Below are 26,965 nucleotides of genomic sequence, written 5' to 3' on the forward strand. Positions count from 1 at the left end.
GGTTTGGAAGCTCATCCGATGTACGACTACGACATGGTGGTGATCGGCTCGGGCCCATCGGGGCGCCGGGCCGCGGTGCAATGTGCCAAGCTCGGCAAGGCCGTGCTGGTGGTGGAGAAGGGCCGGCGGGTCGGCGGCGTCTCTGTTCACACCGGGACAATTCCATCCAAGACACTGCGCGAGACCGTGCTCAATCTCTCCGGCTGGCGCGAGCGCGGCTTCTACGGCCGCTCCTACCGGGTGAAGCAGGACATCGCGGCGAGCGACTTGATGATCCGGCTGCAGAAGACACTCGACCACGAAGTCGAAGTGCTCGAGCATCAGTTCAGCCGCAATTTGGTCCGCACAGCCAATGGCGAGGCACGTCTGGTCTCGCCGCACGAGGTCGAGATCACGAGCGCGATCGGCGAGACCAAGACTGTACCGGCGGCCTTCATCCTGATCGCCTGCGGCACGCGCCCGTTCCGCCCCGACTATGTGCCGTTCGATGGCGCGACCGTGCTCGACAGCGACGAGATCATCGAACTGCAAAAACTGCCACGCAGCCTGGCTGTGATCGGCGCCGGCGTGATCGGCGTCGAATATGCCACCATCTTCAGCGCGCTCGATGTACCGGTGACCCTGATCGAGCCGCGACCGACCTTCCTCGACTTCATCGACAAGGAATTGATCGACGAGTTCATGCACGAGTTGCGTGACCGCAACGTCGCGCTGCGGCTCGGCTCAAAGGTGATCTCGATCGAGAAGACGGCGCAGGGCGGCATCGTCACGAACCTGTCCGACGGACGCCACGTCACCACGGAAATGCTGTTGTTCGCGGCGGGCCGGGTCGGCGCCACCGACCGGCTCAATCTCGAAGCCGCCGGCATCGTGGTCGACCATCGCGGGCGCATCACGGTCGATCCCGTGACGCTGCAGACCAGCGTGCCGCATATCTATGCCGCCGGCGACGTGATCGGCTTTCCGAGCCTTGCCTCGACCTCGATGGAGCAGGGCCGCGTCGCCGCCTGCCACGCGCTCGGCATGGAGCCGCTCGCGCCGCCGGAGTTCTTTCCCTACGGCATCTATTCGGTGCCGGAGATCTCGACCGCGGGCCTCACCGAAGAAGAGGTACGGACGCGCGGCATTCCCTACGAGGTCGGCATCGCCCGCTTCCGCGAGACCTCGCGCGGCCACATCATGGGGTTGAACAGCGGCATGATGAAGATGATCTTCTCGACCAAGACCCGTCACCTGCTCGGCGTGCATATTCTGGGCGAAGGCGCCACCGAGCTGATCCATATCGGCCAGGCGGTGCTGAACCTCAAAGGCACGATCGACTATTTCATCCAGAACACGTTCAACTATCCGACGCTGGCGGAGGCCTACAAGATCGCTGGCCTCGATGCGTGGAACAGGATGACGCGGTAGGGCAAGCTTCTCGCGAAATTGGCCGAGCAGTCCCTTTGCGGCCATCCTTCGAGACGCCCGCCTTCGGCGGTCTCCTCAGGATGAGGTCTGGTTTTGCGGGCGCAGTTTCAGACCCTCATGGTGAGGAGCCCGCAAAGCGGGCGTCTCGAACCATGCGGGCCCTGGTCGCCTCTCAGGCACATAGCTGCATTCCGCCATGCGGGACATCGCGCGATTGCGTTCGCGGCATCGGGCACGTAGCCTCCGCCTACCTAACAAACAGAAAATTCAGCCGGAGAGAACCCCATGGCGCGCCTGAAATTCGGAGCCTTCCTTGCCCCGCATCACCCGATCGGGGAGCATCCGATGCTTCAGTTCCGGCGCGATCTCGACCTGGTCGAGCAGCTCGATGCGCTCGGCTACGACGAGTTCTGGTGCGGCGAGCATCATTCCTCCGGCTGGGAGATGATCGCCTCGCCCGAGATGTTTCTGGCCGCGGCCGGCGAGCGCACCAAGCGGATCAAGCTCGGCACCGGCGTGGTGTCGCTGCCCTATCATCATCCCTACAATGTCGCCCAGCGCATGGTGCAGCTCGACCACATGACCGGTGGCCGCGCCATCTTCGGCTCCGGCCCGGGCGCGCTGGCCTCGGACGCGCACACGCTCGGCATCGACCCGATGACGCAGCGTGACCGCCAGGACGAGGCGATCGCCGTGATCCGCCGCCTCTTCAATGGCGAGCGCGTCACCGCCAAGAGCGACTGGTTCACGATGAACGACGCCGCGCTGCAGATCTTGCCGTTGCAGGAGGAGATGCCCTTCGTCGTGGCCTCGCAGATCTCGCCGTCCGGCATGACGCTCGCCGGCAAATACGGCATCGGCATCATCTCGCTGGGTTCGATGACGACGCAGGGGTTGATGTCGCTGCAACAACAATGGCAATTCGCCGAGGATGCTGCCAGGAAGCACGGCACCACGGTCAGCCGCGCCGACTGGCGTGTGCTCCTGACCTTCCACATCGCCGAGAGCCGCGAGCAGGCGCGCAAGGAAGCCGGTGCCGGGCTGATGCGATGGCACAACGAGTATAACGTCGGCACGCTGCAGCGGCCGGGCCTCACGGCGTTCTCCTCGCCGGACGAGGCCGTGGACAAGACCGCCTTCGTCGAAGGCGCGGCCTCCACCATCGGCACGCCCGACGATCTCGTCAAAACCATCAAGAATGTGATGGAAGTGTCCGGCGGCGTCGGCGCCATCATCGGTTTCGTGCACGACTGGGCCAATCCGGAAGCGACGCGCCGGAGCTGGGACATGGTGGCGCGTTACGTCGTGCCGGAGATCAACGGTTACATCGACGGCTTGCGCAAGTCGCAAAAGTTCGTGATCGAGAACCGCGCGATCTTTGAACGTGCCGGCCAGGCCGTGATGGCCAAGATCATGCAGAACGAGAAGGCCGCCGAGGCGCTGAAGGTGACCGGCCCCGGCCGCGTCGCGATTCCCGCCGTCAACGCACCGGATCTGCAGAAGGAAGCGGCGAAGCAATAGGTCTTATCGGCGTTACGCTCGTAACCACGTTCACAAGCAAAACATGTCGGCCTGTGCTATGCTGACCCGATCAGCTGCCGCGGGCCGCATTTCTGTCGTGCTCGCGCGCCGTTCGGTCAGCCAACCGGAGCAATCGTCATGTCGATGCAGAATGTGGCCTCGCCTGTGCTTCAGTACACCGCGCCCAGGCGCAACCAGCTGACGCACATCCCCGGTGACGAAGGCTGGCCGATCATCGGCAAGACCTTTCAGGTGCTCGCCGATCCCAAAGGCCACATCGAACGTAGCGGCGCCAAATACGGTCCGGTCTACCGCACCCACATTTTCGGCGAGACCAATATCGTGCTGCTCGGGCCCGAGGCCAACGAGCTCGTGATGTTCGACCAACAGAAGCTGTTCTCGTCGACGCATGGCTGGAACCATGTGCTCGGCCTGCTGTTTCCGCGCGGATTGATGCTGCTTGATTTCGAGGAGCACCGGCTGCACCGCAAGGCGCTTTCGGTCGCGTTCAAATCCGGGCCGATGAAATCCTATCTGAGCGATCTCGATCGCGGCATCTCCGGACGCGTCGCGCAATGGAAGGCCAAGCCCGGCGAGATGCAGCTTTATCCGGCGATGAAGCAGCTCACGCTCGATCTCGCTGCAGCATCTTTCCTCGGCGCCGATATCGGGCCGGCGGTCGACGAGATCAACCGCGCTTTCGTCGACATGGTCGCGGCCGCCGTTGCCCCGATCCGCAAGCCCCTGCCGGGCACCCAGATGGCGCGCGGCGTCAACGGACGCAAGCGCATCGTCGCGTATTTCCGCGAGCAGATTCCGCTCCGCCGCGGCAATCACGGCGGCGACGATCTGTTCTCGCAGCTCTGCCGCGCCACCCATGAGGACGGTGCGCTGTTGTCCGACCAGGACATCATCGACCACATGAGCTTTCTGATGATGGCGGCGCACGACACGCTGACCTCGTCGCTGACGTCCTTCATCGGCGAGCTCGCCGCCAATCCGGACTGGCAGGACAAGCTGCGCGCGGAAGTTCTCGCGCTCGGGCTTGCTCCCGGTGCGCCGAGCAGCTTCGACGATCTCGAAAAGATGCCGTTGACGGAGATGGCGTTCAAGGAGGCGCTGCGGATCAAGCCGCCAGTGCCCTCGATGCCGCGCCGCGCGATGCGCGATTTCACCTTCAAGGGCTATACGGTCCCCGCCGGCACCGCGGTCGGCGTCAACCCGCTCTTTACGCACCATATGAAGGACATCTGGCCGGAGCCTGATCGCTTCGATCCCTTGCGTTTCACCGAGGAAGCCCAGCGCAACCGTCACCGCTTCGCCTGGGTGCCGTTCGGGGGCGGCGCGCATATGTGCCTCGGCCTGCACTTTGCCTACATGCAGGCGAAATGTTTTGCCCGGCACTTCCTCCAGAACATCGAGGTGTCGCTGGAGCCCGGCTACAAGCCGGACTGGCAGATGTGGCCGATCCCGAAGCCGAAGGATGGGTTAAGGGTGCGGGTGAAGGCGGTGTGAGCTTCGCTCTCGCAGGGTGGGTTAGCGAAGCGTAACCCACCTCTTTGGTCTCCGCGGTGACGAAGTTGGTGGGTTACGCGTCGCTAACCCACCCTACCCCACCCGCCCCCGGGAGCCGCTACGTCCCCTGATCGAACGCCTTGCGCAGGGCGACGTACCCCTGCTGCTGCTGGCTCCAGTTGCGGCCGCCGGTGATGGCGCCGTCGATGACGAGGTCGTGGCCATTGATGAAGCTGGATTCGTCGCTCGCCAGGAACACTGCGGCGTGGGCGATGTCGTCGGGGATGCCGGCGCGCGGAATCGGCTGTGCGGTCTTGTAGACGTCGCGCATCACCGCCGGCGTCTTCTCGGCAGCTTCCGTCGATAGCCCCAGCGCCTTGCCAAAGATGCCGGTCGCGATCGCGCCGGGCGAGATCGAATTGACCCGCACATTGGACTCGCCGAGCTCCATCGCCACGCATTTGGTGAGATGGATCACCGCCGCCTTGGCCGCACCGTAAACGACGGACGACGAAAAGCCGGCGAGACGGCCGGCGATGCTGCCATTGTTGATGATGCTGCCGGACCCCTGCTTCTTCATATAGGGCGCGGCATGCTTCATGCCGAGCATAACGCTGCGCACCAGGGTCGCCATCGCCGCGTCGAAGCGCTCGACCTCGAGGCCTTCGATGCCGCCGGTCTGTGCCGGGCCGCCGGCATTGTTGAAGAGGCAATCGATCCGGCCGAATTTTTCCACCGCAAGCGCGATCAGCGCCTGCATCTGCGCTTCGACGGTCACATCGGTCTGGCGGAAAACGCAGGCGGCGCCGAGCTGCTTCGCCAGCGCCTCGCCTTCCGGTAGACGGCGGCCTGCGATCACAATTTTGGCACCTTCGGCAACGAAGACTTCCGCGGTGCGCAATCCGATCCCGCTCGTCGCACCCGTGATCACCGCAACCTTGCCGTCAAGCCTGCCCATGGAATGTCCCTGTTTTCGAATGAGTTGAAGCCAAATGGCGGATACCGATTGATGACGTCACGACGACAATCGGCGCCGCAACAATCACTATTCCTGCCGGCTGGCGACAAGGCAAGCTTTGCTTGCGCATGCGAGATGCGTAACATCATGGCTCACCTCTCGATTTTCGAACTTCTATCGCAACCAGGCCACGCATGGGGAAGCTGATCGACGAATTCCGAAAAGGCTGGCAGGGCGTGACGGCGCCATCGCTCGGCCTGAGCATTGCGTTCGCGGTGGCCTGCGTGCTGGTCGCGACCCTGGCGCGCTGGGGGCTCGCGCATGTGCGCCCCGACGTCTACTTCACGCCCTACTTCCCGGCCGTGTTCTTTGCAGCCGCCTTCGGAGGCCTTCGGATCGGCGTCGTGACCGCGCTGGTCGGCGGCGTGCTCGGCGTCGTCGTGAATTTCGACCATGCGTTTGCCGATCGCGCGCGGTTCGTTCTTCTGACACTTTATTGGGGCGTCTCCGCGCTGACCATCTGGGGCGTCGAGCACTATCGCGCGATGCTGGCGGAGCAGCGCCGGATCTCCAAGCGGCTGATCGAGGAGGAAGACTATCGCAAGCTCCTGGTCGACGAGCTGCAGCACCGGCTGAAGAACAAGCTGTCGACCGTGCATGCCGTGATGCACCAGGTGCTGCACGACGAGCCGCAGGTCTGGGCCCGCATCGACCCGCGACTACGGTCACTCGCCGCAACAGATGATTTGATCTCGAAGATCGACAAGGCCGGCTGCGATATCCGTGATCTCCTGATTTCGGAGCTCGGCCCTTACGGCCATGTCCGCTTCACCCTCAACGGCGACCGGCTGTTCCTGCCCCCGAAGCTCGCGGTGACGCTGTCGCTGATGTTTCACGAGCTCGCCACCAATGCCGGCAAATACGGTGCATTCTCCTCACCGCGCGGCTTGTTGCAGGTGTCATGGACCGTCAGCGACGATCGATTGATCATCACGTGGGACGAGACCGAGGGACCGAGCGTCGACAAGATCTCGGAGCCCGGCTTCGGCACCAAGCTGCTGAAGTCGGCGCTGACCGCTTTCGACGGCAAGACCGAGGTCTCGTATTTGAAGACCGGGCTGCATTGCATCATGCAATGTCGCATTCCCAAGAGCGAATGACGTTTGTCACCTCTCCCCAGCGGGGAGAGGTGTCGACGACAGCTCGCATCCATTCGAACGAAAGAGACTAGCGTGCTACGCTCGCGCTTTCGCAAGCGCTGTTGACCTTCTGTTAATGACGATCGGCTGCGTACCTCGCAACGCCACAGGTTTCTCCCACAACACCCCCGTATTTCTGCCGACCCCTTAACCAAACCTAAGAGGGAACTGCGCATGATCGCGCTCATTGCAAAGGCGCGCTGAAACAACAAGATTCATGACTTCTATGAACGACAATGCATATAACGGCGCGAGTGAAGCCGAGCTCGGATTTCTCAAGGAAATCGTTAGAATGCTGCCTGCCGGCCTGACCGTGCAGGACGCGCAAGGCAAGCTTCTCCTGGTTAACGATGTCGCGGCCGCCCAGCTCGGCATGGACGGCAGCCGACCGTCGCCGGATCTCGCGCAGCGCCGCGAGGCCTGTGAGCGCGCGCTGCGGGCCGGACAGCCAGTCATCTCCGAAGAAGCGCACCAGAACGGCGCTGCACGCCAGGTGCTGCTGACCACCCATCGGCCGGTCCAGCTCGACGGCCGCGAGCTCTTGATCTCGGCCTCCGCCGACATCACCGAGCAGAAGAATTTCGAGGACCAACTGTTTCGCTCGGCCTATTTCGACGAGCTGACCGGGCTGCCCTCGCGGCGCGTGATCGAGCATCGCGCCAACAGCCTGCTCGCGCACGATCGCGGCGGTGAGCGTTTTGCGCTGGCCTTTCTCGACGTCGATAATTTCAAGCACATCAACGACTATTACGGCCATGCCGTCGGCGACGCGCTGCTGGTCGAGCTGTCGAAGCGGCTCGGCCGCGACCTGCGCGATTCCGACATGCTGTCGCGCATCTCCGGCGATGAATTCCTGCTGCTGCTCTCCCCGATCCAGAGCCAGAACGAAGTCGCCGAATTCATGCAATCGACTCTGGAGCGGCTGACCGCACCGTTCTTCATCGATAGTTCGGAAGTCTTCGCGTCGACCTCCGTCGGAGTCAGCCTCTATCCTGACCATGGCCGCAACTTCGAAATGCTGCGCCAGAACGCCGACATCGCGATGTACCGTATCAAGAACAACGGCAAGGGATCCGCCGCCTTCTTCGATGCCGGCATGGAGCGCGAGGCGCTGGCGCGGATGAAGATCGAGCAGTCGCTGCGACAGGCCATCCTCGAAAAGCGCTTCTGCTGCGCCTTCCAGTCCAAGGTCGACATCAGGACGCAGGCCGTGACGGGCATCGAGGCCCTGGTTCGCCTGCGTGACGACGAGGGCGTGATCCAGGCGCCGGGTTCATTCATCCATCTCGCGAGCGAGCTCGGGCTGATCGACGAGCTGACCCATCTCGTGCTCGCCGAGATTGTCAAATCGATCGACCTGATCAACGACACCTTTGGCGCCGAAGCGACCATCAGCATCAACGTCGCCGCCAAGCAGGCCGGCACCCCTGAATTCATGCGCAATTTCGCACAGGCGCTGGAGGACACCAGCTTTCCGCAGCGCTTCATGATCGAGGTGACGGAAGACGCTTTCGTCGCCAAGAATCATTTCCAGACCGAGATCCTGCCGATGTTCCGCAAGCTCGGCGTCGGCATCTCCATCGACGATTTCGGCACCGGCTATTCGTCGCTGTCGGCGCTGGCCGACATCACCGCCGACGAGATCAAGATCGACCGCTCCTTCATCACCGACATCCATAAGCGCCCGCGCAGCCAGGGCATCTTGCGCGCGATCGAATCCCTGAGCGAAGCGCTCGGCATGACCGTGATCGCCGAAGGCCTCGAATCCTACGAAGAGCTCGCCTATCTCCAGGCCGCGACCAAGATCCGCTATGCGCAGGGCTATTATTTCGCCCGCCCGATCTTCCTGGAAGAGTTGAAGCTCGCGACCCCCGCCTCCAGCGAGTCCCGCGCCAGCCTGTCCGCCCGCCCGATGCAGCAGAACCGCCAGGGCTATTCGCGGGCGAGCGGGTATCGGCGGTAGGGTGCGTTCCTCGATCACGCAATGTGCTCCTGATCCGTCATCCTGAGGTGCGAAGCCTGCGATGCGAACGCATCGTGGGCCGAGCCTCGAAGGATGAACGGCCGGGATGCAGCCGGGCCGTCGCCCTTCGAGGGCCGCTGAAGAAGCGGCCACCTCAGGATGACGGCGATAGATCACAGACATGCGGAGCATCGGCGGTAGAGGCGCGAAGACGGCCCTCGTTCTCGATGTCGTCCTGGCGAAAGCCAGGACCCATTACCCCAGAGCGTGATGTGGCGCGAGATGGTCACCACGAGTCTTCGCCAAACCACCCCCCGGCGTAATGGGTCCTGGATCCGCGCTCCGCTTCGCTACGCTTGTCCAGGACGACTGAGTTGGGCCAGTTTCAAGCCTCCAATTCCTCCTTTGAAATTGCTGCGCTTTTTGTAATAAACAGGCGGACCTCCCCGAGGCACGCCATGTCACCTTCTTCCTCCAAATTCAGCGATCCCGCCTATGTCCGCGCGCGGGCGATGGTGACGCTGTTCGAGCGGCTGGAGCATCTGTGCGAGGGCGCGATCGCGATCGATCGCGGTGGGCGGGTCATCTACGTCAATGAGAAGTACCTCGCCTCGCTCGGCCTCAGGCAGACCGCGGAAGCAATCGGCCGACCGATCGAGGAGATCATTCCGAACAGCCTGATGCGGAAGGTGGTCGAGACCGGCGAGCCGATCCTGCTCGACATCATGGAGCTCGGCGGCGAGCAGCTCGTGGTCACGCGCATGCCGATCGAGGACGAGGATCGCAACATCATCGGCGCAATCGGCTTCGTGCTTTATGATCATCTCGAAAGCCTCAAACCGCTGCTTGCGCGCGTCGCGCAGCTCGAGAGCGATTTGCGGCTGGCGCGGCGGCAATTGTCGAACCCCCGCGCGGCACGCTTCACCTTTGCCGACTTCGTCGGCGCCACGCCGGGAATCGCGCAGGCCAAGCAGCTCGCAGGCCGCGCCGCCCGGCAGAACGTCACCGTGCTCCTCACCGGCGAGACCGGAACGGGCAAGGAGATGCTGGCGCAAGCCATTCACAACGCATCATCCCGCGCCGAGAAGCCGTTTGTCAGCGTCAACGTCGCTGCGATCCCCGACACGCTGATCGAGTCGGAGTTTTTTGGCGCGGCGCCCGGGGCCTATACCGGTGCCGATCGCAAGGGGCGCGAAGGCAAATTCCGCATCGCCGACGGCGGCACGCTGTTTCTTGACGAGATCGGCGAGATGCCGCTGCAATTGCAGGCCAAGCTGTTGCGCGTGCTCCAGGAGCGCGAGATCGAGCCGCTCGGATCGGACAAGATCTCCAAGGTGGACGTGCGCGTGGTCGCCGCCACCAATGTCGATTTACGCAAGCGCGTCAGCGACGGCGCGTTCCGGCCCGATCTCTATTACCGCCTCAACGTGCTCTCGATCGACCTGCCGCCCCTGCGCGACTGCCTTGGCGATCTCCCTGACATCAGCGCCCGGCTGCTCGACGACATCAGCGCCTCCGGCGATTATGTCAGCGCGAAGATCACGCCGAGCGCGCTGTCGGCGCTCGCCCGCTACGACTGGCCGGGCAATGTCCGGGAGCTTCGCAACATCCTGGAACGCGCACTGATCCTGAGCGATTCCGGGCGCCTGACCGGCGATGATTTTGCCCGCATCCTCCCCGTCGGCACGGATGCGAGGCCCGCTTCGACGGTGCGAACAGCGGGCATCGTGGTGCCCTACGCCGAGGCGGAGGCGGAGTTCGAGAAGCACACGCTCGAGCAGGCGCTCGCCGCCAGCAACGGGCAGATCTCCGAAGCCGCCAAGATGCTGCGCATCTCGCGTGCGACCTTCTACAAGAAGCTCGCCAAGTTCGGGCTTGATTCGGGGCCAGGTTCCGTCTGAGTTTCGAGACTCATTTTGTCTGGAGTCTCGGATTCCTGACAGCGCGCAATGCGCCTCTGTCCCGGTGCCGGCAGCGAAATTGCCGGGTTTTAAGCCATTTTGCGTAAAACGGCTGCATCTGGCGCGGACCTTGCTCTTCGCTTTGCACAAATGACGCATGCCGCACATGCGCATTCGCAAACAGGGAGGACGCCGAATGAGTGGAGCGATCACCGTCAATGAGCTCGGGGCAAAGCAGCCGTCCCATGTCACGGTCGCAACTGCGAGCCTGATCGGCACGGCCATCGAATGGTACGACTTCTTTCTCTACGGCACCGCTGCCGCGCTGATCTTCAACAAGCTGTTCTTCCCGACCTTCGACCCGATGGTCGGCACGCTGCTGGCATTCGCGACCTATGCGCTCGGCTTCATCGCGCGCCCGCTCGGCGGGCTCGTGTTCGGCCATTACGGCGACAAGATCGGCCGCAAGACCATGCTTTATCTCACGCTCCTGATCATGGGCGTGGCGACGGCGGCGATCGGCTTCCTGCCGACCTACGAGACCGCCGGCATCTGGGCCGCGATCCTGCTCGTCACCTGCCGCCTGGTCCAGGGCTTTGGGCTCGGGGGCGAATGGGGCGGCGCCGTGCTGATGGCGGTCGAGCATGCACCGGAGGACAAAAAGGGCTTTTATGGCAGCTGGCCGCAGCTCGGCGCGCCGCTCGGCCTCGTGCTCGGCACACTGGTATTCTCGGTGGTGTCCTCGATGCTGACCGACGCGCAGCTCCTCGCCTGGGGCTGGCGCCTCCCGTTCCTGTTCTCGATCGCGCTGGTGCTGGTCGGCCTGTGGATCCGCTTCACCATCGCGGAATCGCCGGAGTTCCAGAAGGTCAAGGACACCGAGGAGGAGGTGGCGATGCCGATCCTCGAGGCGATCAGGATGTACCCCAAGAACATCCTGCTCGCGATGGGCGCGCGCTTTGCCGAGAACGGCTTCTTCTATATCTACGCGACCTTCGTGCTCGCCTATGCGACGCAGTCGCTCGGCATGAGCAGGCAGGACATGCTCAACGGCGTCCTGATCGCAGCCGCGATCGAGACCTTCACCATTCCGGCCTTCGGCGCGCTGTCCGACCGGATCGGGCGGCGGCCGGTCTACATCTTCGGCGCGGTGTTCTCGGCACTGATGTCATTCCCGCTGTTCATGCTGCTGGCGACCAAGAACCCGCAATACGCCTGGATCGCGATCGTGCTCGGCCTCGCCGTCGGCCATGCCGCGATGTACGGCCCGCAGGCGAGTTTCCTGTCCGAGCTGTTCGGCACCAAGGTGCGCTATAGCGGCGTCTCGCTCGGCTACAACCTCGCCTCGATCTTCGCCGGCGCGCTGTCGCCGCTGATCGCCACCGGCCTGATGACGGCCTATGCGCCCGCGACCTGGCCGATCTCGGCCTACATGATCGCGCTTGCGTTCATCACCATCGTATCGGTCTATTTCGCGACGGAAACGCGCAAGATCGCACAGGCCTGACGGGCCGATCGCGACTATCATGGCGCGGGAGCGGCTGAGCCGCTCCCGCGACGGCCGCACAGCCAAGCAAAGACAAACAGGGCATGCGGCCCGCGACAAACATGGGAGGGAACGCCGTGAGCCAGCATCCTGCCTTGGCCTATTTGCCCCATTCCGAGAAGGGCAAGATCGTCACCGCGGCCGAGGCCGTGATGCTGATCCGCGACGGCGACACGGTCGCGACCGGCGGCTTTGTCGGCATCGGCTTTGCTGAGGAGATCGCACTGGCGCTGGAGGAGCTCTATCTCTCCAACGAAGGCGACGCCCCCTACACGCAGGGCAAGCCGCGCAATCTGACGCTGGTCTACGCGGCGGGCCAGGGCGACGGCAAGCATCGCGGCCTCAATCATTTCGCGCATGAAGGCCTGGTGCGGCGCGTGATCGGCGGCCATTGGGGCCTTGCCCCGAAGCTGCAGCAGCTCGCGATCGCCAACCGCATCGAGGCCTACAATCTGCCGCAGGGCGTCATCACGCATCTGTTCCGCGACATCGCGGCCCACCGGCCGGGCCACATCACCCGCGTCGGCATGGGCACCTTCGTCGACCCCAGGCACGGCGGCGGCAAGCTGAATGCGCGCACCACCGAAGACATGGTGGAGCTGATCACGCTTCGCGGCGAGGAGTGCCTGCTCTACAGGACGTTTCCGATTCACATCGGCATCATCCGCGCCACCACCGGCGATCCCGACGGCAACCTCACCATGGAGAAGGAGGCGCTGACGCTGGAAGCGCTCGCCATCGCCATGGCGGCGCATAATTCCGGCGGCATCGTCATTGCCCAGGTCGAGCGCGTCGCTGAGAGCGGCAGCCTCAATCCGCGCCAGGTCAAGATTCCCGGAATCCTCGTCGACTGCGTCGTCGTGGCCAAGCCCGAGCACCACTGGCAGACCTTTGGCACGCAATATAACCCGGCCTATTCCAGCGAGATCCGGGTGCGGGCCGCATCGCTCCCGGTGATGCCCTTGAGTGAGCGCAAGATCATCGCCCGCCGCGCTGCCTTCGAGCTGAAGGCCAATAGCGTCGTCAATCTCGGCATCGGCATGCCCGAGGGGATCGCCTCGGTCGCCAATGAAGAGCGGATCATCGACCTGATCACGATGACGGCGGAGCCCGGCGTGATCGGCGGCATCCCAGCGAGCGGCATCGATTTCGGCGCGGCGATCAACACCCAGGCCGTGATCGACCAGCCCTATCAGTTCGATTTCTACGACGGCGGCGGCCTCGATGCTGCTTTTCTCGGGCTCGCCCAGGTCGATCGTTCCGGCAATCTCAATGTCAGCAAGTTCGGGCCGAAGCTTGCCGGCGCCGGCGGCTTCATCAACATCAGCCAGAATGCCAAGGAGGTCGTGTTCGTCGGCACCTTCGCGGCCGGCAAGCAGCAGATCGCGGTCGATGGCGGCAAGCTCGCCATCGTGGCGGAAGCGCACTCCCGCAAGTTCGTCGACAGGGTCGAGCACGTCACCTTCAGCGGCCCGTTTGCGGCAGCGCGCGGGCAGCGCGTGCTCTACGTCACCGAACGCTGCGTCTTTGCACTGCGCCCCGACGGGCTCGAACTGATCGAGGTTGCGCCCGGCATCGACATCGAGCGCGACGTCCTGCGCCTGATGGATTTCAAGCCGCTGATCCCGCGCGATCCCGCGACGATGGATGCACGTATATTCCGTGACGGTCCCATGGAGCTGCGCGAACGGCTGCTGACCATCCCGCTTGACCAGCGCTTCGCGCTCGACGCGCAGCAGAACCTGTTCTTTGTCAATCTGGAGCGCTATCCGCTGCGCAGCAAGGCCGACATCGACGAGATCGCGCGCATCGTCGAAGCCAAGCTCACGCCGCTCGGCCGCAGGGTCTACGCCATCGTCAATTATGACAATTTCTCAATCCTGCCGGAGCTGCTCGACGATTATTCGGCCATGGTGCGCAGCCTGGTCGACCGCTTCTATGCCGGCGTATCGCGCTACACCACCTCCGGCTTCCTGCGCATCAAGCTCGGCGAGGCGCTGGAGCGGCGCGGCGTCGCGCCGCATATTTTCGAGAGCGCCGAGGAGGCGCAGTCGGATTGGCGCCAGGTCGAGGGCGCAGTATCCGAAAGCGGTGCGCCACACGCTGCGCGGCAGGCTTAAAGATGATACAGAGCCTTACATGCAGAGCCTTACATGCAGAGCGTTGGCCGGAAGGTCGAATTGCAATGTTGGCCGGGCTGTGCAAATCGCTATTGCCAATAAATCCTAGTCAGGAGGGACCATCGTGCGCCGACCATTCATCATAACAACAACCATTCTCGCCCTCGCAGCGGCCACCTCCGCGCAGGCCGACGACCTCAAGGTCGCGCTGATCTACGGCAAGACCGGCCCGCTCGAGGCCTATGCCAAGCAGACCGCGACCGGCCTGCAAATGGGCTTCGAATACGCCACCAAGGGCACGATGACGATCGACGGCCGCAAGATCGTGATCATCACCAAGGACGATCAGGGCAAGCCGGACCTCTCCAAGGCCGCGCTGGCTGAAGCCTATCAGGACGACAAGGCCGATATCGCGATCGGCACGACCTCGTCGGCGGCTGCGCTCGCCATTCTCCCGGTCGCCGAGGAGAACAAGAAGATCCTGATCGTTGAGCCGGCGGTCGCGGACCAGATTACCGGCGAGAAGTGGAATCGTTACATCTTCCGCACCGCGCGCAATTCGTCGCAGGACGCGATCTCGAACGCAGTCGCGATCGGCAAGCAGGGCGTCACCGTCGCGACGCTGGCGCAGGACTACGCTTTCGGCCGTGACGGCGTCGCCGCCTTCAAGGAGGCATTGGCCAAGACCGGCGCGACGCTCGGCGCGGAAGAATATGCTCCGACCAGCACCACGGATTTCACCGCGGTCGGCCAGCGCCTGTTCGACGCGCTGAAGGACAAGCCCGGCCGCAAGGTGATCTGGGTGATCTGGGCCGGTGCCGGCAATCCGCTGGCAAAGCTCCAGGACATGGACCCGAAGCGCTACGGCATCGAGCTCTCCACCGGTGGCAACATCCTGCCGGCGCTCGCGGCCTATAAGGGCCTGCCGGGCATGGAAGGCGCGACCTATTACTACTACGACATTCCGAAGAACCCGGTGAACGACTGGCTCGTCGCCGAGCACCAGAAGCGCTTCAACGCGCCGCCGGACTTCTTCACTGCGGGCGGTTTTGCGGCCGCGATGTCCGTCGTCGCCGCCGTGACCAAGGCGAAGTCGACCGACACCGAGAAGCTGATCACGGCGATGGAAGGCATGGAGTTCGACACGCCCAAGGGCAAGATGGTGTTCCGCAAGGAAGACCATCAGGCGCTGCAGAGCATGTATCACTTCAAGGTCAAGGTCGACCCGAACGTCGCCTGGGCCGTGCTCGAGCCGGTGCGGGAGCTGAAGATCGAGGACATGGACGTTCCCGTCCGCAACAAGCGCTGAGTGCTTCACCTCTCCCGCTTGCGGGAGAGGTCGGATCGCATCGTCAGATGCGATCCGGGTGAGGGTTTTCTCCTCTTGGGGGTTCTCGCCTGCGGAAACACCCTCTCCCCTGCCCTCCCCCGCAAGCGGGGGAGGGAGCGCAGCGTGATCGTGGACATGTCGCACCCCCATCATTCGCCGGACTGCCTATGCCGCCGACTCTCGAAACCCGCGACCTCACCATCCGCTTCGGCGGCCATGTCGCGGTCAACAACGTCACCTGCACGTTTCGCCCGGACGAGCTCACCGCTATCGTCGGGCCGAATGGCGCCGGCAAGACCACCTATTTCAACCTGATTTCGGGCCAGCTGCGCGCCTCACACGGCAGTATCCTGTTCGACGGCACCGACATCACCCAGCACTCCGCGCCGCTGCGGACCCGTGCGGGTCTCGGACGGGCGTTCCAGCTGACAAATCTGTTTCCGAACCTGACGGTGGAAGAGAATGTCCGCCTCGCGGTGCAGGCCGCCAACGGCACCCATTACGACATGCTGCGGCCCTGGATGGTCCGCCGCGATTTGATCGCGCGCGCCGACGCCATCCTCGACCAGGTCGCGCTGGGCAACCGCCGCGGCGTGGCCGCAACCGCGCTGTCGCATGGCGACCAGCGCAAGCTCGAGGTGGCGCTGATGATCGCGCTGGAGCCGAAAGTCTTCATGTTCGACGAGCCGACCGCCGGCATGAGCATTGACGAGGTGCCGGTCGTGCTGAACCTGATCGCGCAGCTCAAGCAGGACAAGAGCAAGATCATCCTGCTGGTCGAGCACAAGATGGACGTGGTGCGCTCGCTCGCCGATCGCATCATCGTGCTGCATAACGGCCAGCTTGTCGCCGACGGCCCGCCGGCCGAGGTGATCGCCTCGCCGATCGTGCAGGAAGCCTATCTTGGCGTTGCGCCCAAGAAAGCTTCAGAGAGCGCCGCATGACCGACCTCTTAAAGCTCTCCGGGGTGCACACCCATATCGGCCGCTACCACATCCTCCAGGGCATCGACCTCGCCGTCCCGCAGGGGCAGGTCACGATGCTGCTCGGCCGCAACGGCGCCGGCAAGACCACGACGCTGCGCACCATCATGGGTCTGTGGCAGGCCTCCAGCGGCGAGATCACGCTTGGCGGCGAGCGCATCGAAAGCCGCGCCACGCCTGACATCGCCCGGCTCGGCGTCGGCTATGTACCCGAGAGCATGGCGGTGTTCTCCGATCTCACGGTGAAAGAGAATCTCATGCTGGCCGCCCGCGACGGGCCGCTCGACGACACCCAGCTTGACTGGATCTTTGGCTTCTTCCCGGCGCTGCGCCGGTTCTGGCTGTCGCGCGCCGGCAGCCTCTCGGGCGGCCAGAAGCAGATGCTGTCCATCGCGCGCGCCATTATCGAGCCGCGCAAGCTCTTGTTGATCGACGAGCCGACCAAGGGGCTGGCGCCGGCCATCGTGATGGCGCTGATCGAGTGCCTGAAGGAGATCAAGCGCAAGGGCGCGACCATTCTCCTTGTTGAACAGAATTTCTTTGCCGCCCGCGAGCTTGGCGACAGCGTGCTGGTCATGGACAATGGCACCATCGTCCATCGCGGCGAGATGGCGGCGCTCGCTGCCGACGTGCCGCTGCAGGAGCGGCTGCTGGGCCTGAGCCTGGAGGCGCATCAGTGACTGAACTCGCCGCAACCGATCCGCTGCCGAAGCCGAAGCGCGACATCGCCCCGATCCTGCTGCCGATCGCGCTCGCGCTTCTCATGATCCCGCTGATCGGCTCGCCCAGCACCTGGCTGACCTTGACCGCGGCAAGCCTCGCCATGGGCATGATGATCTTCATCATGGCCTCCGGGCTGACGCTGGTGTTCGGCCTGATGGACGTGCTGAATTTCGGTCACGGCGCTTTCATCGCGGTCGGCGCCTATGTCGCGACGTTGGTGTTCGCGCCGTTCGTGGCCTCGGTGCAGGCCGACTCGTTGTGGGTCAATCTCGCGGTGCTGGCGCCGGCGGCGCTGCTGTCGATGGCGGTCTCAGGCGCGCTCGGCCTGGTCGTCGAGCGCGTGCTGATTCTGCCTGTTTATGGCCAGCACCTGAAGCAGATCCTGATGACGACGGGCGGCCTGATTGTTGCAGAACAGACGCTCTATGCGCTGTGGGGGCCGCAGATCATTCCGATGCCGCTGCCGACCTCGCTGCGCGGCTCCTTCATCTTCGGTGACGTCGCGATCGCCAAATACCGCGTGCTGGCGACGCTGATCGGGCTTGCCGTCTTCATCGCGATCCAGCTCGTACTCAACCGCACCAAGCTCGGCCTTCTGATCCGCGCCGGCGTCGAGAACCGCGAGATGGTCGAGGCGCTCGGCTATCGCATCCGCCGGCTCTTCCTCGGCGTGTTCATGACAGGATCAGCGCTCGCGGGCCTCGGCGGCGTGATGTGGGCGCTCTATCGCGAGCAGGTCCACGCCTCCATGAGCGACGAGCTCACGGTCTTGATTTTCGTCGTCGTCATCATCGGCGGGCTTGGCTCGATCGGCGGCTGCTTTATCGGCGCGATCCTGGTCGCAATGGTCGCCAATTACGGCGGCTTCCTGGTGCCGAAACTCGCCCTCGTCTCCAACATCCTGCTGATGGTCGCCATTCTGATGTGGCGGCCGCGCGGCCTCTATGCGGTGACCAGCCGATGATGATCCTGTCGGGCGATCCGCCGCGGAGCCGCGTGCTTACGCTTGTTCTCCTCGTCATCATCCTGGCGCTGGCAGCGACCCCGTTCCTGTTCCCCGGCGCGAAAGCACTGAACGTCGCGGCCAAGATCTGCGTGTTCGCCGCGCTGGTCGCCTCCTACGATTTGCTGCTCGGCTATACCGGCACTGTGTCGTTCGCCCATACCATGTTCTACGGCATCGGCAGCTACGCGATCGCGATCGCGCTGTATGGCATGGGTCCGAATTGGGGGGCGGTCGCGACCGGCATCGTCGTCGGCCTGCCGCTGGCCGCGCTGCTGGCGCTCGCCATCGGCCTGTTCTCGCTGCGCGTCGCCGCGATCTTCTTTGCCATGATCACGCTCGCGGTCGCCTCCGCCTTCCAGGTGCTGGCCTCACAGCTCTCCTGGCTGACCGGCGGCGAGGACGGGCGCAGCTTCCAACTGCCGGAGCTGCTGCGCCCCGGCACGGTGCTGATTTCCAAAAGCGTCTTCGGCTTCGAGATCAACGGCCGCATCCTGACCTTCTATCTGGTGTTCGCGATCTCGGCCCTGATGATCCTCGTGCTGCTGCGGGTGGTGAACTCACCGTTCGGCCGCGTGCTGCAGGCGATCCGCGAGAACCGCTTTCGCGCCGAGGCGCTCGGCTTCCGCACCGTGTTCCATCTCACCTACGCCAACTGCCTCGCGGCGCTGGTCGCTGCCGGCGCCGGTATCTTGAATGCGCTATGGCTGCGCTATGCCGGCCCGGACACCTCGCTGAGCTTCTCCATCATGCTGGACATTCTCCTGATGGTCGTGATCGGCGGTATGGGCACGATCTACGGCGCGATCATCGGCGCCGCCATCTTCATCCTCGCGCAGAACTATCTGCAATCGCTGATGGGCGTCGCCTCCAAGGCAGCGAGCGAGGCCGGTCTGCCGTTGCTGCCGGGCTTGCTCCATCCCGACCGCTGGCTGCTCTGGCTCGGGCTACTCTTCATTGCCAGCGTCTATTTCTTCCCGACCGGCGTGGTTGGACGGCTGCGCCATGGCGGCGGCGACAAGAGTGCGGGCGCCTCGCATTAAGCTTCGATTAACGATGCAGCGCAGCGATTTGTGCAAGCGACGTACAACCATGGCGTGATGCTGCGCGATTCCCGCGTGGGTGGATATCCGTATAAATCCGCAACCGGTTTAAGCCATGGGTAACCGGCTTTCCTAAGCATTGCGCCATCTGTCCGTAGTATTTCTGTTCCTCCAGGGGAGTGGGATGCGCCAGGTTTTTTCAGGGATGGCAGCTGCGATGTTCCTGGCCGCGAAAGGCGGCTGGGACGCTGCCCTGCGGCGCGGCCCGGTGCTGTGGCTGACACTCTCAGGCGCGTTGCTGGTTGCCGGCATCTTCGCCGTGACCGCAATGGCGGTCGGCGAATTTCGCGAGCGCACGCTGACCAATCGCGAGCGCGAGCTGGAAAACACCGTGCAGCTGATCGCACGGCACTTCGATCAGCAGTTTGAAGATTCCGATGTCATCGCCGCCGATTTGATCGGGCAGATGCACCTGCCGGACATCACCTCGCAGCAGATGTTCCGCGAGCGCATGTCGGGACCCGAGGCGAACCGGATGCTGCGGAGCAAGATCGGCGCGGTGTCCTATCTCGGCGACATCGCGATCTACGATGCCGACGGCGAGATCATCAACTGGTCGCGCGCCCAGCCGCTGCCCAAGATCAACGTGTCGTCGCGGGCTTACTTCCAGACCTTCAAATCGAATCCAATGTCGGAGCCGGTGCTGCTGGAATCTGTCCGCAGCTTCCTGATCGGTAAATGGACCACGATCGTGGCGCGGCGGCTCAGCCTGCCGGACGGCACTTTCGTCGGCGCGATGGTCAGGCGGATCGATCCCGATAGCTATCAACACTATTTCGCCTCGGTCGCGCTGGCCGAAGGCGCCGCCATCTCGCTGTTCGACCGCGAAGGCGTGATGCTGGCGCGCTACCCGCATGTCGAATCGATGGTCGGGACCAGCTACAAGAGCGCGCCGCTGATGCAGAAGGTACTGGCCCGGGGCGGTCAACACACGCTGCGCGTCAAGAGCCCCGTGGACGGCGAGGAGAAGCTTGGCTCGGCTGCGTCGCTGACGCATTTCCCGCTGGTCATCGTGGCCACTAACACCATGGCGTCCGCGCTTGCCGACTGGCGGCAGCAGACCGGCTTCATGGTCACCACCGCGACGCTTTCGGCGGCCGTGATCGCGCTGATCCTGTTCATGATCATCCGCCAGATCAACCGGCAGAACCGCGAGGCCCAGCAGCGGCTGGAGGCGGAGCGACTCCGGCTCGACACCGCCCTCAACAACATGTCCCAGGGGCTGATCCTGTACGACGCCGAGGGATACATCGTCACCTGCAATCGCCGCTATGCCGACATGTTCGGCCTCTCCCACGACGTCATCAAGCCTGGCTGTCATATTCACCAGGCGATGTACCATCGCAAGGAGCGCAACGCGTTCAGCGGCGACGTCGAAGCGTTTTGCGCCGACGTCATGAGGGGCGTCGCCGAAGGCAAGGTCGCCACAAGAACGCATCAATTGCCCAACGGCCGCGCCTTCCAGGTCATCAACACGCCGCTCGCGCAGGGCGGATGGGTCGCCACGATCGAGGAGATCACCGAGCGGCTCAACCTGGAGCAGGAGCGCGACCGCAACTACACGTTCCTCCGCGAGATCATCGACCACATCCCGTCACAGATCACGGTGAAGGACGCCCGGACACGGCAATATCTGCTGATCAACCGTACCGCCGAAGAGCAGTTCGGCCAATCGCGCGAAGCCGTCGTTGGCAAGACCCCCTTGGACATATATCCGGGCGACACCGCCAGGCTTGTCAACGAAGACGACAGCAAGGCGTTGCAGACGACCGAGGGATCGTTCAGGGACGAACATCCCTGGCCGAGCCTGACCGTGGGGCTGCGCTACATCACCTCGACCCGGATCGGCATTCGCGACACGTCCGGCGAGCCGCGCTACCTCATCAATGTCGTCGAGGATGTCACCGAGCGGCGACGCGCCCATGACAAGATCGCGCATATGGCGCATTACGACGCGCTGACCGACCTGCCGAACCGCACGCTGTTCCGCGAACAGATCGAGCGCGAGCTGGAGAAGGTCGCCAGCGGCGAGCAGTTCGCGCTGCTCTATATCGACGTCGACGAGTTCAAGGGCATCAACGATTCACTCGGCCACCATGTCGGCGACGAGCTGCTGAAGGCGATCGCGGGCCGCATTCGCGCCTGCCTCAGGCCGGACGATCTGATCGCGCGGCTCGGCGGCGACGAATTTGCCGTGATCCAGACCGGCATCGAATCGTCCGCCGACGTGCTGTCCTTCGTGACGCGGCTGCATGAAGCGATCCGCCGTCCCTATCACTGCCTCGGCCACCAGCTCTCCACCGACGCCAGCATCGGCATCGCGCTGGCGCCGCAGGACGGCGCCGATCTCGACCAGCTCATCAAGAACGCCGACCTCGCAATGTACGGCGCCAAGGCGGAAGGGCGGCGCACCTACCGCTTCTTCGTGCCGGAGATGGATGCATGCGCCAAGGCCCGCCTCACCCTGGAGCAGGATCTGCGCCAGGCGCTGATCGATGGCGGCTTCGAGATCCATTACCAGCCGCTGGTCAATCTGCATTCGGGCGAGGTCTCCGGCTGCGAGGCGCTGCTGCGCTGGCGCCATCCCGAGCGCGGCATGGTCTCGCCGGCCGAATTCATTCCGATCGCCGAGGACACCGGCCTGATCAACGAGATCGGCGACTGGGTGCTGCGCACGGCCTGCAACGAAGCCGCGACCTGGCCCGCCCATATACGCGTCGCCGTCAACGTCTCGCCGGTGCAGCTCAAATGCGACACGCTGGCGCTGCGGATTGCGGGCGCGCTGGCCGCCTCCGGGCTTGAGCCGCGGCGGCTCGAGCTCGAGATCACCGAGGCCGTGCTGATTCGCGACGACGAGGCGGCGCTCTCGATCCTGCACCAGCTTCGCTCGATCGGCGTGCGCATCGCGCTCGACGATTTCGGCACCGGCTATTCCTCGCTGAGCTATCTGAAGCGCTTCCCGTTCGACAAGATCAAGATCGACCGCTGCTTCGTGGCCGACATCGCCGATTCCGGCGGATCACCTGTGATCGTGCAGGCGGTGGTGAACATCGCCTCCGCCAGCAACATGACCACGGTGGCCGAAGGCGTCGAGACCGAGGCCCAGCGCGAGATGCTGCGCGCGCTCGGCTGCACGGAGATGCAGGGCTATCTGTTCAGCAAACCGAAGCCTGCGGCCGAAGTGCGCGGGTTGTTCGGCCCGGGCGACGCCATGCCTGTGGCGGCGGTGGCCTGAGATGGCAAAACCCATCAAGACCCTTGCTGGAAAGATTCCTGCCAAAACCGTCGACGTGGCGGATTCCTACGCGGTGCGGCTGATGCAGCATTTGGTGGTGCCGACCTTCGTGATCGACCCCAAGCGCCGCGTCGTGATCTGGAACAGGGCGTGCGAGAGGCTGACCGGCGTTGCCGCCTCCGAGGTGATCGGCACAACGAAGCACTGGCAGGCCTTCTACGAGACCAAGCGCCCCTGCCTCGCCGATCTGGTCGCGCTCGACCGGCCCGAACAGCTGCCGGAATTCTATTCGGAGTACGCCGCGCGCGGCCACAACGGGCTCGGCTTCAGCGCGGAGAACTGGTGCGTGATGCCAAAGCTCGGCAGCCAGCTCTATCTCGCGATCGACGCCGGCCCTATCCATGACGAGGCCGGCAATCTGATCGCCGTGGTGGAGACGCTGCGCGACCTCACCGACCAGAAGCGCGCCGAGATGGCGCTGAAGGAGCTCGCCACCAAGGACGGGCTGACCGGACTGTCGAACCGCCGCTCGTTCGACCAGATGCTGATGACCGAATGGGCGCGCGCGCAGCGGACGCAGAAGCCCTTGACGCTGCTGTTCGTCGACGTCGATCATTTCAAGCTGTTCAATGACGCGCACGGCCACCAGTCCGGCGACGAATGCCTGCGCGAGGTCGCGCGCGTCGTCAGCCGCCATGCGGTGCGCCCGCTCGACCTGGCCAGCCGCTATGGCGGCGAGGAATTTGCGCTGATCCTGCCCGACATGAGTTGCGACGATGCCTGCGCCATCGCCGAGGAGATCCGCTGTGCCGTCATGGCGTTACGGATCGCCCATGGCGCCCATGGGGCCGGTAGCCTCGTGACCCTCAGTGTCGGCGTCGCCAGTCACATCCCCGGCGGGGCCGACGGCGGCCCCGACCGGCTGCTGGGTGCGGCCGACCAGGCGCTCTATGCCGCCAAACGGCTCGGCCGCAACCGCGTCGTCTGCTCCGAGCGCGTGCTGGCCGAATTCGCAGGCCTCGGCCGGGACAATGTGCCGGTTGGCGGTCAAGTTCCTGGCCTAGCCCCGCGCAAATCGGCCTAAAGCGCGATGATTGCCGCGGCAAGACCGGTTGCCCACCCCTCGCCAATCGGCTACATGAACCCTCGCTGCACCCGTAGCTCAGCTGGATAGAGCGTTGCCCTCCGAAGGCAAAGGTCACACGTTCGAATCGTGTCGGGTGCGCCATTTGCGCCAGAGCACGCTACGGCCCGTGTCAGGGTCCGTTTCTGCGCTGCCAGTCGATGGGTCAGGCCGGCTCAGGGACGTTTGCTGGCCGCTGACCTCCAACGGACGCCTGAGTGAGACTGGCTGAGATTATCCTTGCTGAAGCGGGGATTCGGACAATCCCTCCGCGGCCAAATTCTCGACATCAAGCGGCTTGCTGACAATCTTCAACGAGCCATCGGGATTGCGCGGCCATTCCCTTTCTGGTCGATCCCAGTAGAGCTCGACGCCGTTGCCGTCCGGGTCGCAGAGATAGATCGCCTCCGTACCACCGTGGTCGCTGGCGCCGGTGAGTTGTATCCCCGCTGCCCGAAGGCGGCGGAGTGCGCCGGCGAGCGCGGCCCGCGTCGGATAGACGAAGGCAACATGGTGGAAGCCCGTCGATCCCTTTGGCGGCGGCGAACCGCCCCGGCTTTCCCAGGTGTTGATCGCGATGTGGTGATGATAGCCGCCTGCTGCGAGGAACGCTGCCTCATCACCAAGCCGCCCGTGAAGACCGAAACCGAGCACCCCGCAATAGAATTTGAGCGATCGCTCGAGGTCTGCAACCTTCAGATGGACGTGCCCGACGCGGACACCCGGATCGATCGGCTCGCCCTCGGTTGCAACGGTCACCCGCGCTATCTGTCCGTTCATCTTCAGCTCCTTCGCAGTGCCTTGCCCGGTGAAGCAGATTGCGCAGAAGCCGTCTTGCCATAAAGTGGCATAATCTGGAATTATAATCCATAATTCTGCATAATGAGGCCATGCGCATCGATGAGATCTGTGTCTTCGTCCAGGTGATCGAGGCGGGCAGCTTTGCCGGCGCCGCACGAAGGCTCCGCATGCCCGCAAGCACAGTGAGCGCAAAAGTGGCAGCGCTGGAACAGCGCCTTGGCGTCAGCCTGATCCAGCGCACGACCCGCAAGCTCCGTATCACCCCAGCGGGCCAGACCTATTTTGAACGGTGCCGCTTGGGCCTTCGTGAGATCGAGGCAGCCGAAGGTGAGATTAAGGCAGAGGCAGAAGGCCCGACAGGACGGCTTCGGCTTACGGCGGCTGTCGATATCGCGCAGAGTCTGCTGCCGCCAATCATCAGCGCGTTTCGGGAAGCCTTCCCGACGGTGAAAATCGAGTTGATCGTCACCGACCGGATCGTCGACATGATCGCAGATGGCGTCGATCTCGCCATCCGCGTCGGTCCATTGCGGGATTCAAGCCTGGTGACCAGGTCTTTTGTGACGGGCCCGTCGGGTCTGTTCGCGAGCCAACACTATCTCGACCGACGCGGCGTCCCGGCCCAATTGGAAGACCTCAAGCACCACGACCTGATTGGATTCGGCAAGCCGTGGGCCCATCCACTGCCCATGCTGATGGGAACCCGGAAGATCGGCATCGATTTGTCGGGCGACCTTACCTGCGACGACCTGCTGACTGTTAGAACCTTTGTCGCCATGGGCCTCGGGATCGGATTTCTGCCGGCTTTCTTCGCAGACCAGCTGCGGCTGGTGCGCGTGTTGCCAGCTCTTCGCTCGCCACTGACCGGACTCTATTTCGCCTACCCCGCCCAGAAATTCGTGGCGGCGCGTGTAAAGAAATTCATCACCTTCGCAGCAGCCAGCGTGAAGCGCTTGCACTTACATCCGTGACCTAAAGCGCGATGAGATTAGGATGAATCGTCATCGCGCCTTAGGTGTTGTTTGGGGCATGATCTTTTCGGAAAACCGCGGCACACTTTTCCGGATCATGCTCTAGGCACCGCATGGGATCGAGTGGCCGCGCAGTTCTGTGCACCGCAGCGCCGCACGGGAGATTATCTCATAGCGCCACGGCGAAGGAGTAGTGCCCATCTTCATCGGCCGTGGCGCGCCATTTCGGAATGCGCTATTGGCGCCAAAAAATGGGCCGGTTCCTTGATCGTCAGTTGTCGAATTGAGTTCGCTGTCGCCTAATCGCGGACGCAAGGTGCTAGGACAGACGTGCCGGGCGTATGCAGACCGGTACCAATGCCTTCTCAAGCCGGATCACACCGCGCACGCCCTGCGAGATCGCAAAACCCGCCTTGCGCGCAAGAAACAGTACCTTCTCATTGCTGTCCAACGTGTAGCCGATGATTCGGCAAACGTCTGCGGTCGCAGCATGGTATTCGAGCTTTGTGAGCATTAGCCTGGCGATCCCCTTGCCTCGCCAGGACGCTGCAACCGAAACGGCGATCTCTACTGACGACGGCTCAGCCGCACGGACGTAGCGCGCTTCACCAATGATGGTCTCGTCGCCATTCTTGAATGTTTCGGCAATGAGCGCGAGGTGGCTGGCATAGTCGATTTGCGTGAACTGTTGGAGCAACTCGGGTGAAACTTCGCTCACGGGGTGCAGGAAGCGGCTACAGCGGTCCTCCGCGGAAAGATCAAGGAAGAACGTGACCAGCAGTTCCTGATCCTGCGGCAAGGCCGGCCGGATAACGACGCGGTCGCCGCCGATCGGGTAAGCCACGTCCATCAATTCCGTAGGATAGTGATGAATCCGGTAGGTCATATCGTTGCAGCGAGAGCGCGATGTCCTGTTCAACAGATACCGGGATGGCGGCCCTTTGGGGCTGCGCGCCGGCGCTGTCAGCTCTCGAATATCAGGCACGTGGTCGTACCATGAGCGAGCAAGCGCCCGTTGCGGTCGGTAAGCCGTCCTTCGGCCGTGCCAATCCGGCGGCCGCAGTTCAACACGATGCCCTCCGCCCTGATCCACCCTGTTGCCTGTGTAATCGGCCGCACAAGTGAGATCTTGAACTCGACCGTCGTCTGCCCGAAGCCTTTGTCGAGAGTCGACTGCACGGCTAGTCCCATGCAGCTGTCGAGCAGCGTGGCGGTAAGACCACCGTGCACCGTGCCATATGGATTCAGATGAGCATCACTTGGTTCGACGGTGACAACAACACGTCCCTTTGTCGCCTCGATCACGTCATAGCCCAAGGTCTGGGCGATCATGTTAAGGGGTAGCGTCCCGTCTGCGAGCCCCTGGACGAATTCGAGCCCGCTCATCTCCTTTTGCCTCTCGGTACTGACAGTTCCATATCGCTTGCCAGTGACAGGGTTCGGCATCGGCGTCCTCCTTTACTCCTGATTGAATCCCCTGCCGCTGCATTAGGCTCGTGAGCCGAGTAGTCGCCTCAGTAACCAGATATCCAACATCTTCATCCAAACCTGCCGCGGTAC

The 26,965-nt window shown here is 63.6% G+C and carries 20 protein-coding genes and 1 tRNA gene; 17 read left to right on the forward strand and 4 right to left on the reverse strand.

All coding sequences use genetic code 11. The features are described from left to right. Positions 1-18: 18 nt before the first annotated feature. The 3 genes from sthA (at position 19) to YUA_RS0115085 (ending at position 4,446) form a co-directional block, all read left to right on the forward strand. Positions 19-1,410, forward strand: coding sequence for a Si-specific NAD(P)(+) transhydrogenase (gene sthA / locus YUA_RS0115075; protein WP_027531460.1), 1,392 nt, complete (start codon positions 19-21; stop codon positions 1,408-1,410). A 285-nt stretch (positions 1,411-1,695) separates the two neighbouring features. After that, on the forward strand, positions 1,696-2,931 hold the full coding sequence (locus YUA_RS0115080; RefSeq protein WP_027531461.1) for an LLM class flavin-dependent oxidoreductase: 1,236 nt from the start codon (positions 1,696-1,698) through the stop codon (positions 2,929-2,931). 138 nt (positions 2,932-3,069) lie between these two features. Next, entirely contained in the window at positions 3,070-4,446 is a 1,377-nt protein-coding gene (locus tag YUA_RS0115085; RefSeq protein ID WP_027531462.1) for a cytochrome P450, read from the forward strand. A 118-nt stretch (positions 4,447-4,564) separates the two neighbouring features. Here the strand turns inward: YUA_RS0115085 and YUA_RS0115090 are convergent, their stop codons facing one another. Continuing rightward, a complete protein-coding gene (locus YUA_RS0115090) occupies positions 4,565-5,404 on the reverse strand; it encodes an SDR family NAD(P)-dependent oxidoreductase (RefSeq protein ID WP_027531463.1) in 840 nt (279 codons plus the stop codon). A gap of 194 nt (positions 5,405-5,598) precedes the next feature. Here YUA_RS0115090 and YUA_RS0115095 point away from each other — a divergent pair, with 194 nt between their 5' ends. The 13 genes from YUA_RS0115095 (at position 5,599) to YUA_RS0115155 (ending at position 23,738) form a co-directional block, all read left to right on the forward strand. Then, positions 5,599-6,564, forward strand: coding sequence for a sensor histidine kinase (locus YUA_RS0115095; protein ID WP_027531464.1), 966 nt, complete (start codon positions 5,599-5,601; stop codon positions 6,562-6,564). Positions 6,565-6,829: 265 nt separating this feature from the next. Continuing rightward, positions 6,830-8,566, forward strand: coding sequence for a bifunctional diguanylate cyclase/phosphodiesterase (locus YUA_RS0115100; RefSeq protein ID WP_027531465.1), 1,737 nt, complete (start codon positions 6,830-6,832; stop codon positions 8,564-8,566). A gap of 458 nt (positions 8,567-9,024) precedes the next feature. Next, positions 9,025-10,467, forward strand: coding sequence for a sigma-54-dependent Fis family transcriptional regulator (locus YUA_RS0115105; protein ID WP_027531466.1), 1,443 nt, complete (start codon positions 9,025-9,027; stop codon positions 10,465-10,467). A 196-nt stretch (positions 10,468-10,663) separates the two neighbouring features. Then, on the forward strand, positions 10,664-11,974 hold the full coding sequence (locus YUA_RS0115110) for an MFS transporter (RefSeq protein ID WP_245285171.1): 1,311 nt from the start codon (positions 10,664-10,666) through the stop codon (positions 11,972-11,974). A gap of 116 nt (positions 11,975-12,090) precedes the next feature. Then, positions 12,091-14,133, forward strand: coding sequence for an acyl CoA:acetate/3-ketoacid CoA transferase (locus tag YUA_RS44015; RefSeq protein WP_035971046.1), 2,043 nt, complete (start codon positions 12,091-12,093; stop codon positions 14,131-14,133). Between the two features lie 124 nt (positions 14,134-14,257). Beyond that, on the forward strand, positions 14,258-15,442 hold the full coding sequence (locus YUA_RS0115120; protein WP_027531468.1) for a substrate-binding domain-containing protein: 1,185 nt from the start codon (positions 14,258-14,260) through the stop codon (positions 15,440-15,442). Between the two features lie 188 nt (positions 15,443-15,630). After that, positions 15,631-16,407, forward strand: coding sequence for an ABC transporter ATP-binding protein (locus tag YUA_RS0115125; RefSeq protein ID WP_027531469.1), 777 nt, complete (start codon positions 15,631-15,633; stop codon positions 16,405-16,407). After that, entirely contained in the window at positions 16,404-17,126 is a 723-nt protein-coding gene (locus YUA_RS0115130; RefSeq protein WP_027531470.1) for an ABC transporter ATP-binding protein, read from the forward strand. Before YUA_RS0115125 ends, YUA_RS0115130 begins: the two co-directional genes overlap by 4 nt. Further along, positions 17,123-18,133, forward strand: coding sequence for a branched-chain amino acid ABC transporter permease (locus YUA_RS0115135; protein WP_027531471.1), 1,011 nt, complete (start codon positions 17,123-17,125; stop codon positions 18,131-18,133). Before YUA_RS0115130 ends, YUA_RS0115135 begins: the two co-directional genes overlap by 4 nt. Further along, positions 18,130-19,215 (forward strand): branched-chain amino acid ABC transporter permease, encoded by a 1,086-nt coding sequence (locus tag YUA_RS0115140; protein WP_027531472.1) that lies wholly within the window; start codon positions 18,130-18,132, stop codon positions 19,213-19,215. Before YUA_RS0115135 ends, YUA_RS0115140 begins: the two co-directional genes overlap by 4 nt. A gap of 184 nt (positions 19,216-19,399) precedes the next feature. Next, positions 19,400-22,510 (forward strand): EAL domain-containing protein, encoded by a 3,111-nt coding sequence (locus YUA_RS0115145; protein WP_027531473.1) that lies wholly within the window; start codon positions 19,400-19,402, stop codon positions 22,508-22,510. A gap of 1 nt (position 22,511) precedes the next feature. After that, the gene (locus tag YUA_RS0115150; protein ID WP_027531474.1) at positions 22,512-23,594 is read left to right on the forward strand and encodes a diguanylate cyclase; all 1,083 of its coding nucleotides are present in this window, start codon (positions 22,512-22,514) and stop codon (positions 23,592-23,594) included. A gap of 67 nt (positions 23,595-23,661) precedes the next feature. After that, positions 23,662-23,738: transfer RNA gene (locus tag YUA_RS0115155), tRNA-Arg, on the forward strand. Between the two features lie 129 nt (positions 23,739-23,867). Here the strand turns inward: YUA_RS0115155 and YUA_RS0115160 are convergent. Then, positions 23,868-24,413: a VOC family protein gene (locus YUA_RS0115160; protein ID WP_051383186.1), complete on the reverse strand. Its 546-nt coding sequence runs from the start codon at positions 24,411-24,413 to the stop codon at positions 23,868-23,870. A gap of 110 nt (positions 24,414-24,523) precedes the next feature. On the opposite strand from YUA_RS0115160, the gene YUA_RS0115165 reads away from it, so the two are divergent. Continuing rightward, positions 24,524-25,405 (forward strand): LysR family transcriptional regulator, encoded by an 882-nt coding sequence (locus YUA_RS0115165; RefSeq protein ID WP_051383187.1) that lies wholly within the window; start codon positions 24,524-24,526, stop codon positions 25,403-25,405. Between the two features lie 319 nt (positions 25,406-25,724). On the opposite strand, the gene YUA_RS0115170 is transcribed toward YUA_RS0115165, so the two are convergent. After that, positions 25,725-26,291, reverse strand: coding sequence for a GNAT family N-acetyltransferase (locus YUA_RS0115170; RefSeq protein ID WP_027531477.1), 567 nt, complete (start codon positions 26,289-26,291; stop codon positions 25,725-25,727). Positions 26,292-26,368: 77 nt separating this feature from the next. Beyond that, complete coding sequence (locus YUA_RS0115175) at positions 26,369-26,851, reverse strand: PaaI family thioesterase (RefSeq protein WP_027531478.1); 483 nt, start codon at positions 26,849-26,851, stop codon at positions 26,369-26,371. Positions 26,852-26,965 lie beyond the last annotated feature (114 nt).

Origin of the sequence: Bradyrhizobium sp. WSM3983, from assembly GCF_000473045.1 — a bacterium.
Taxonomy (GTDB): domain Bacteria; phylum Pseudomonadota; class Alphaproteobacteria; order Rhizobiales; family Xanthobacteraceae; genus Bradyrhizobium.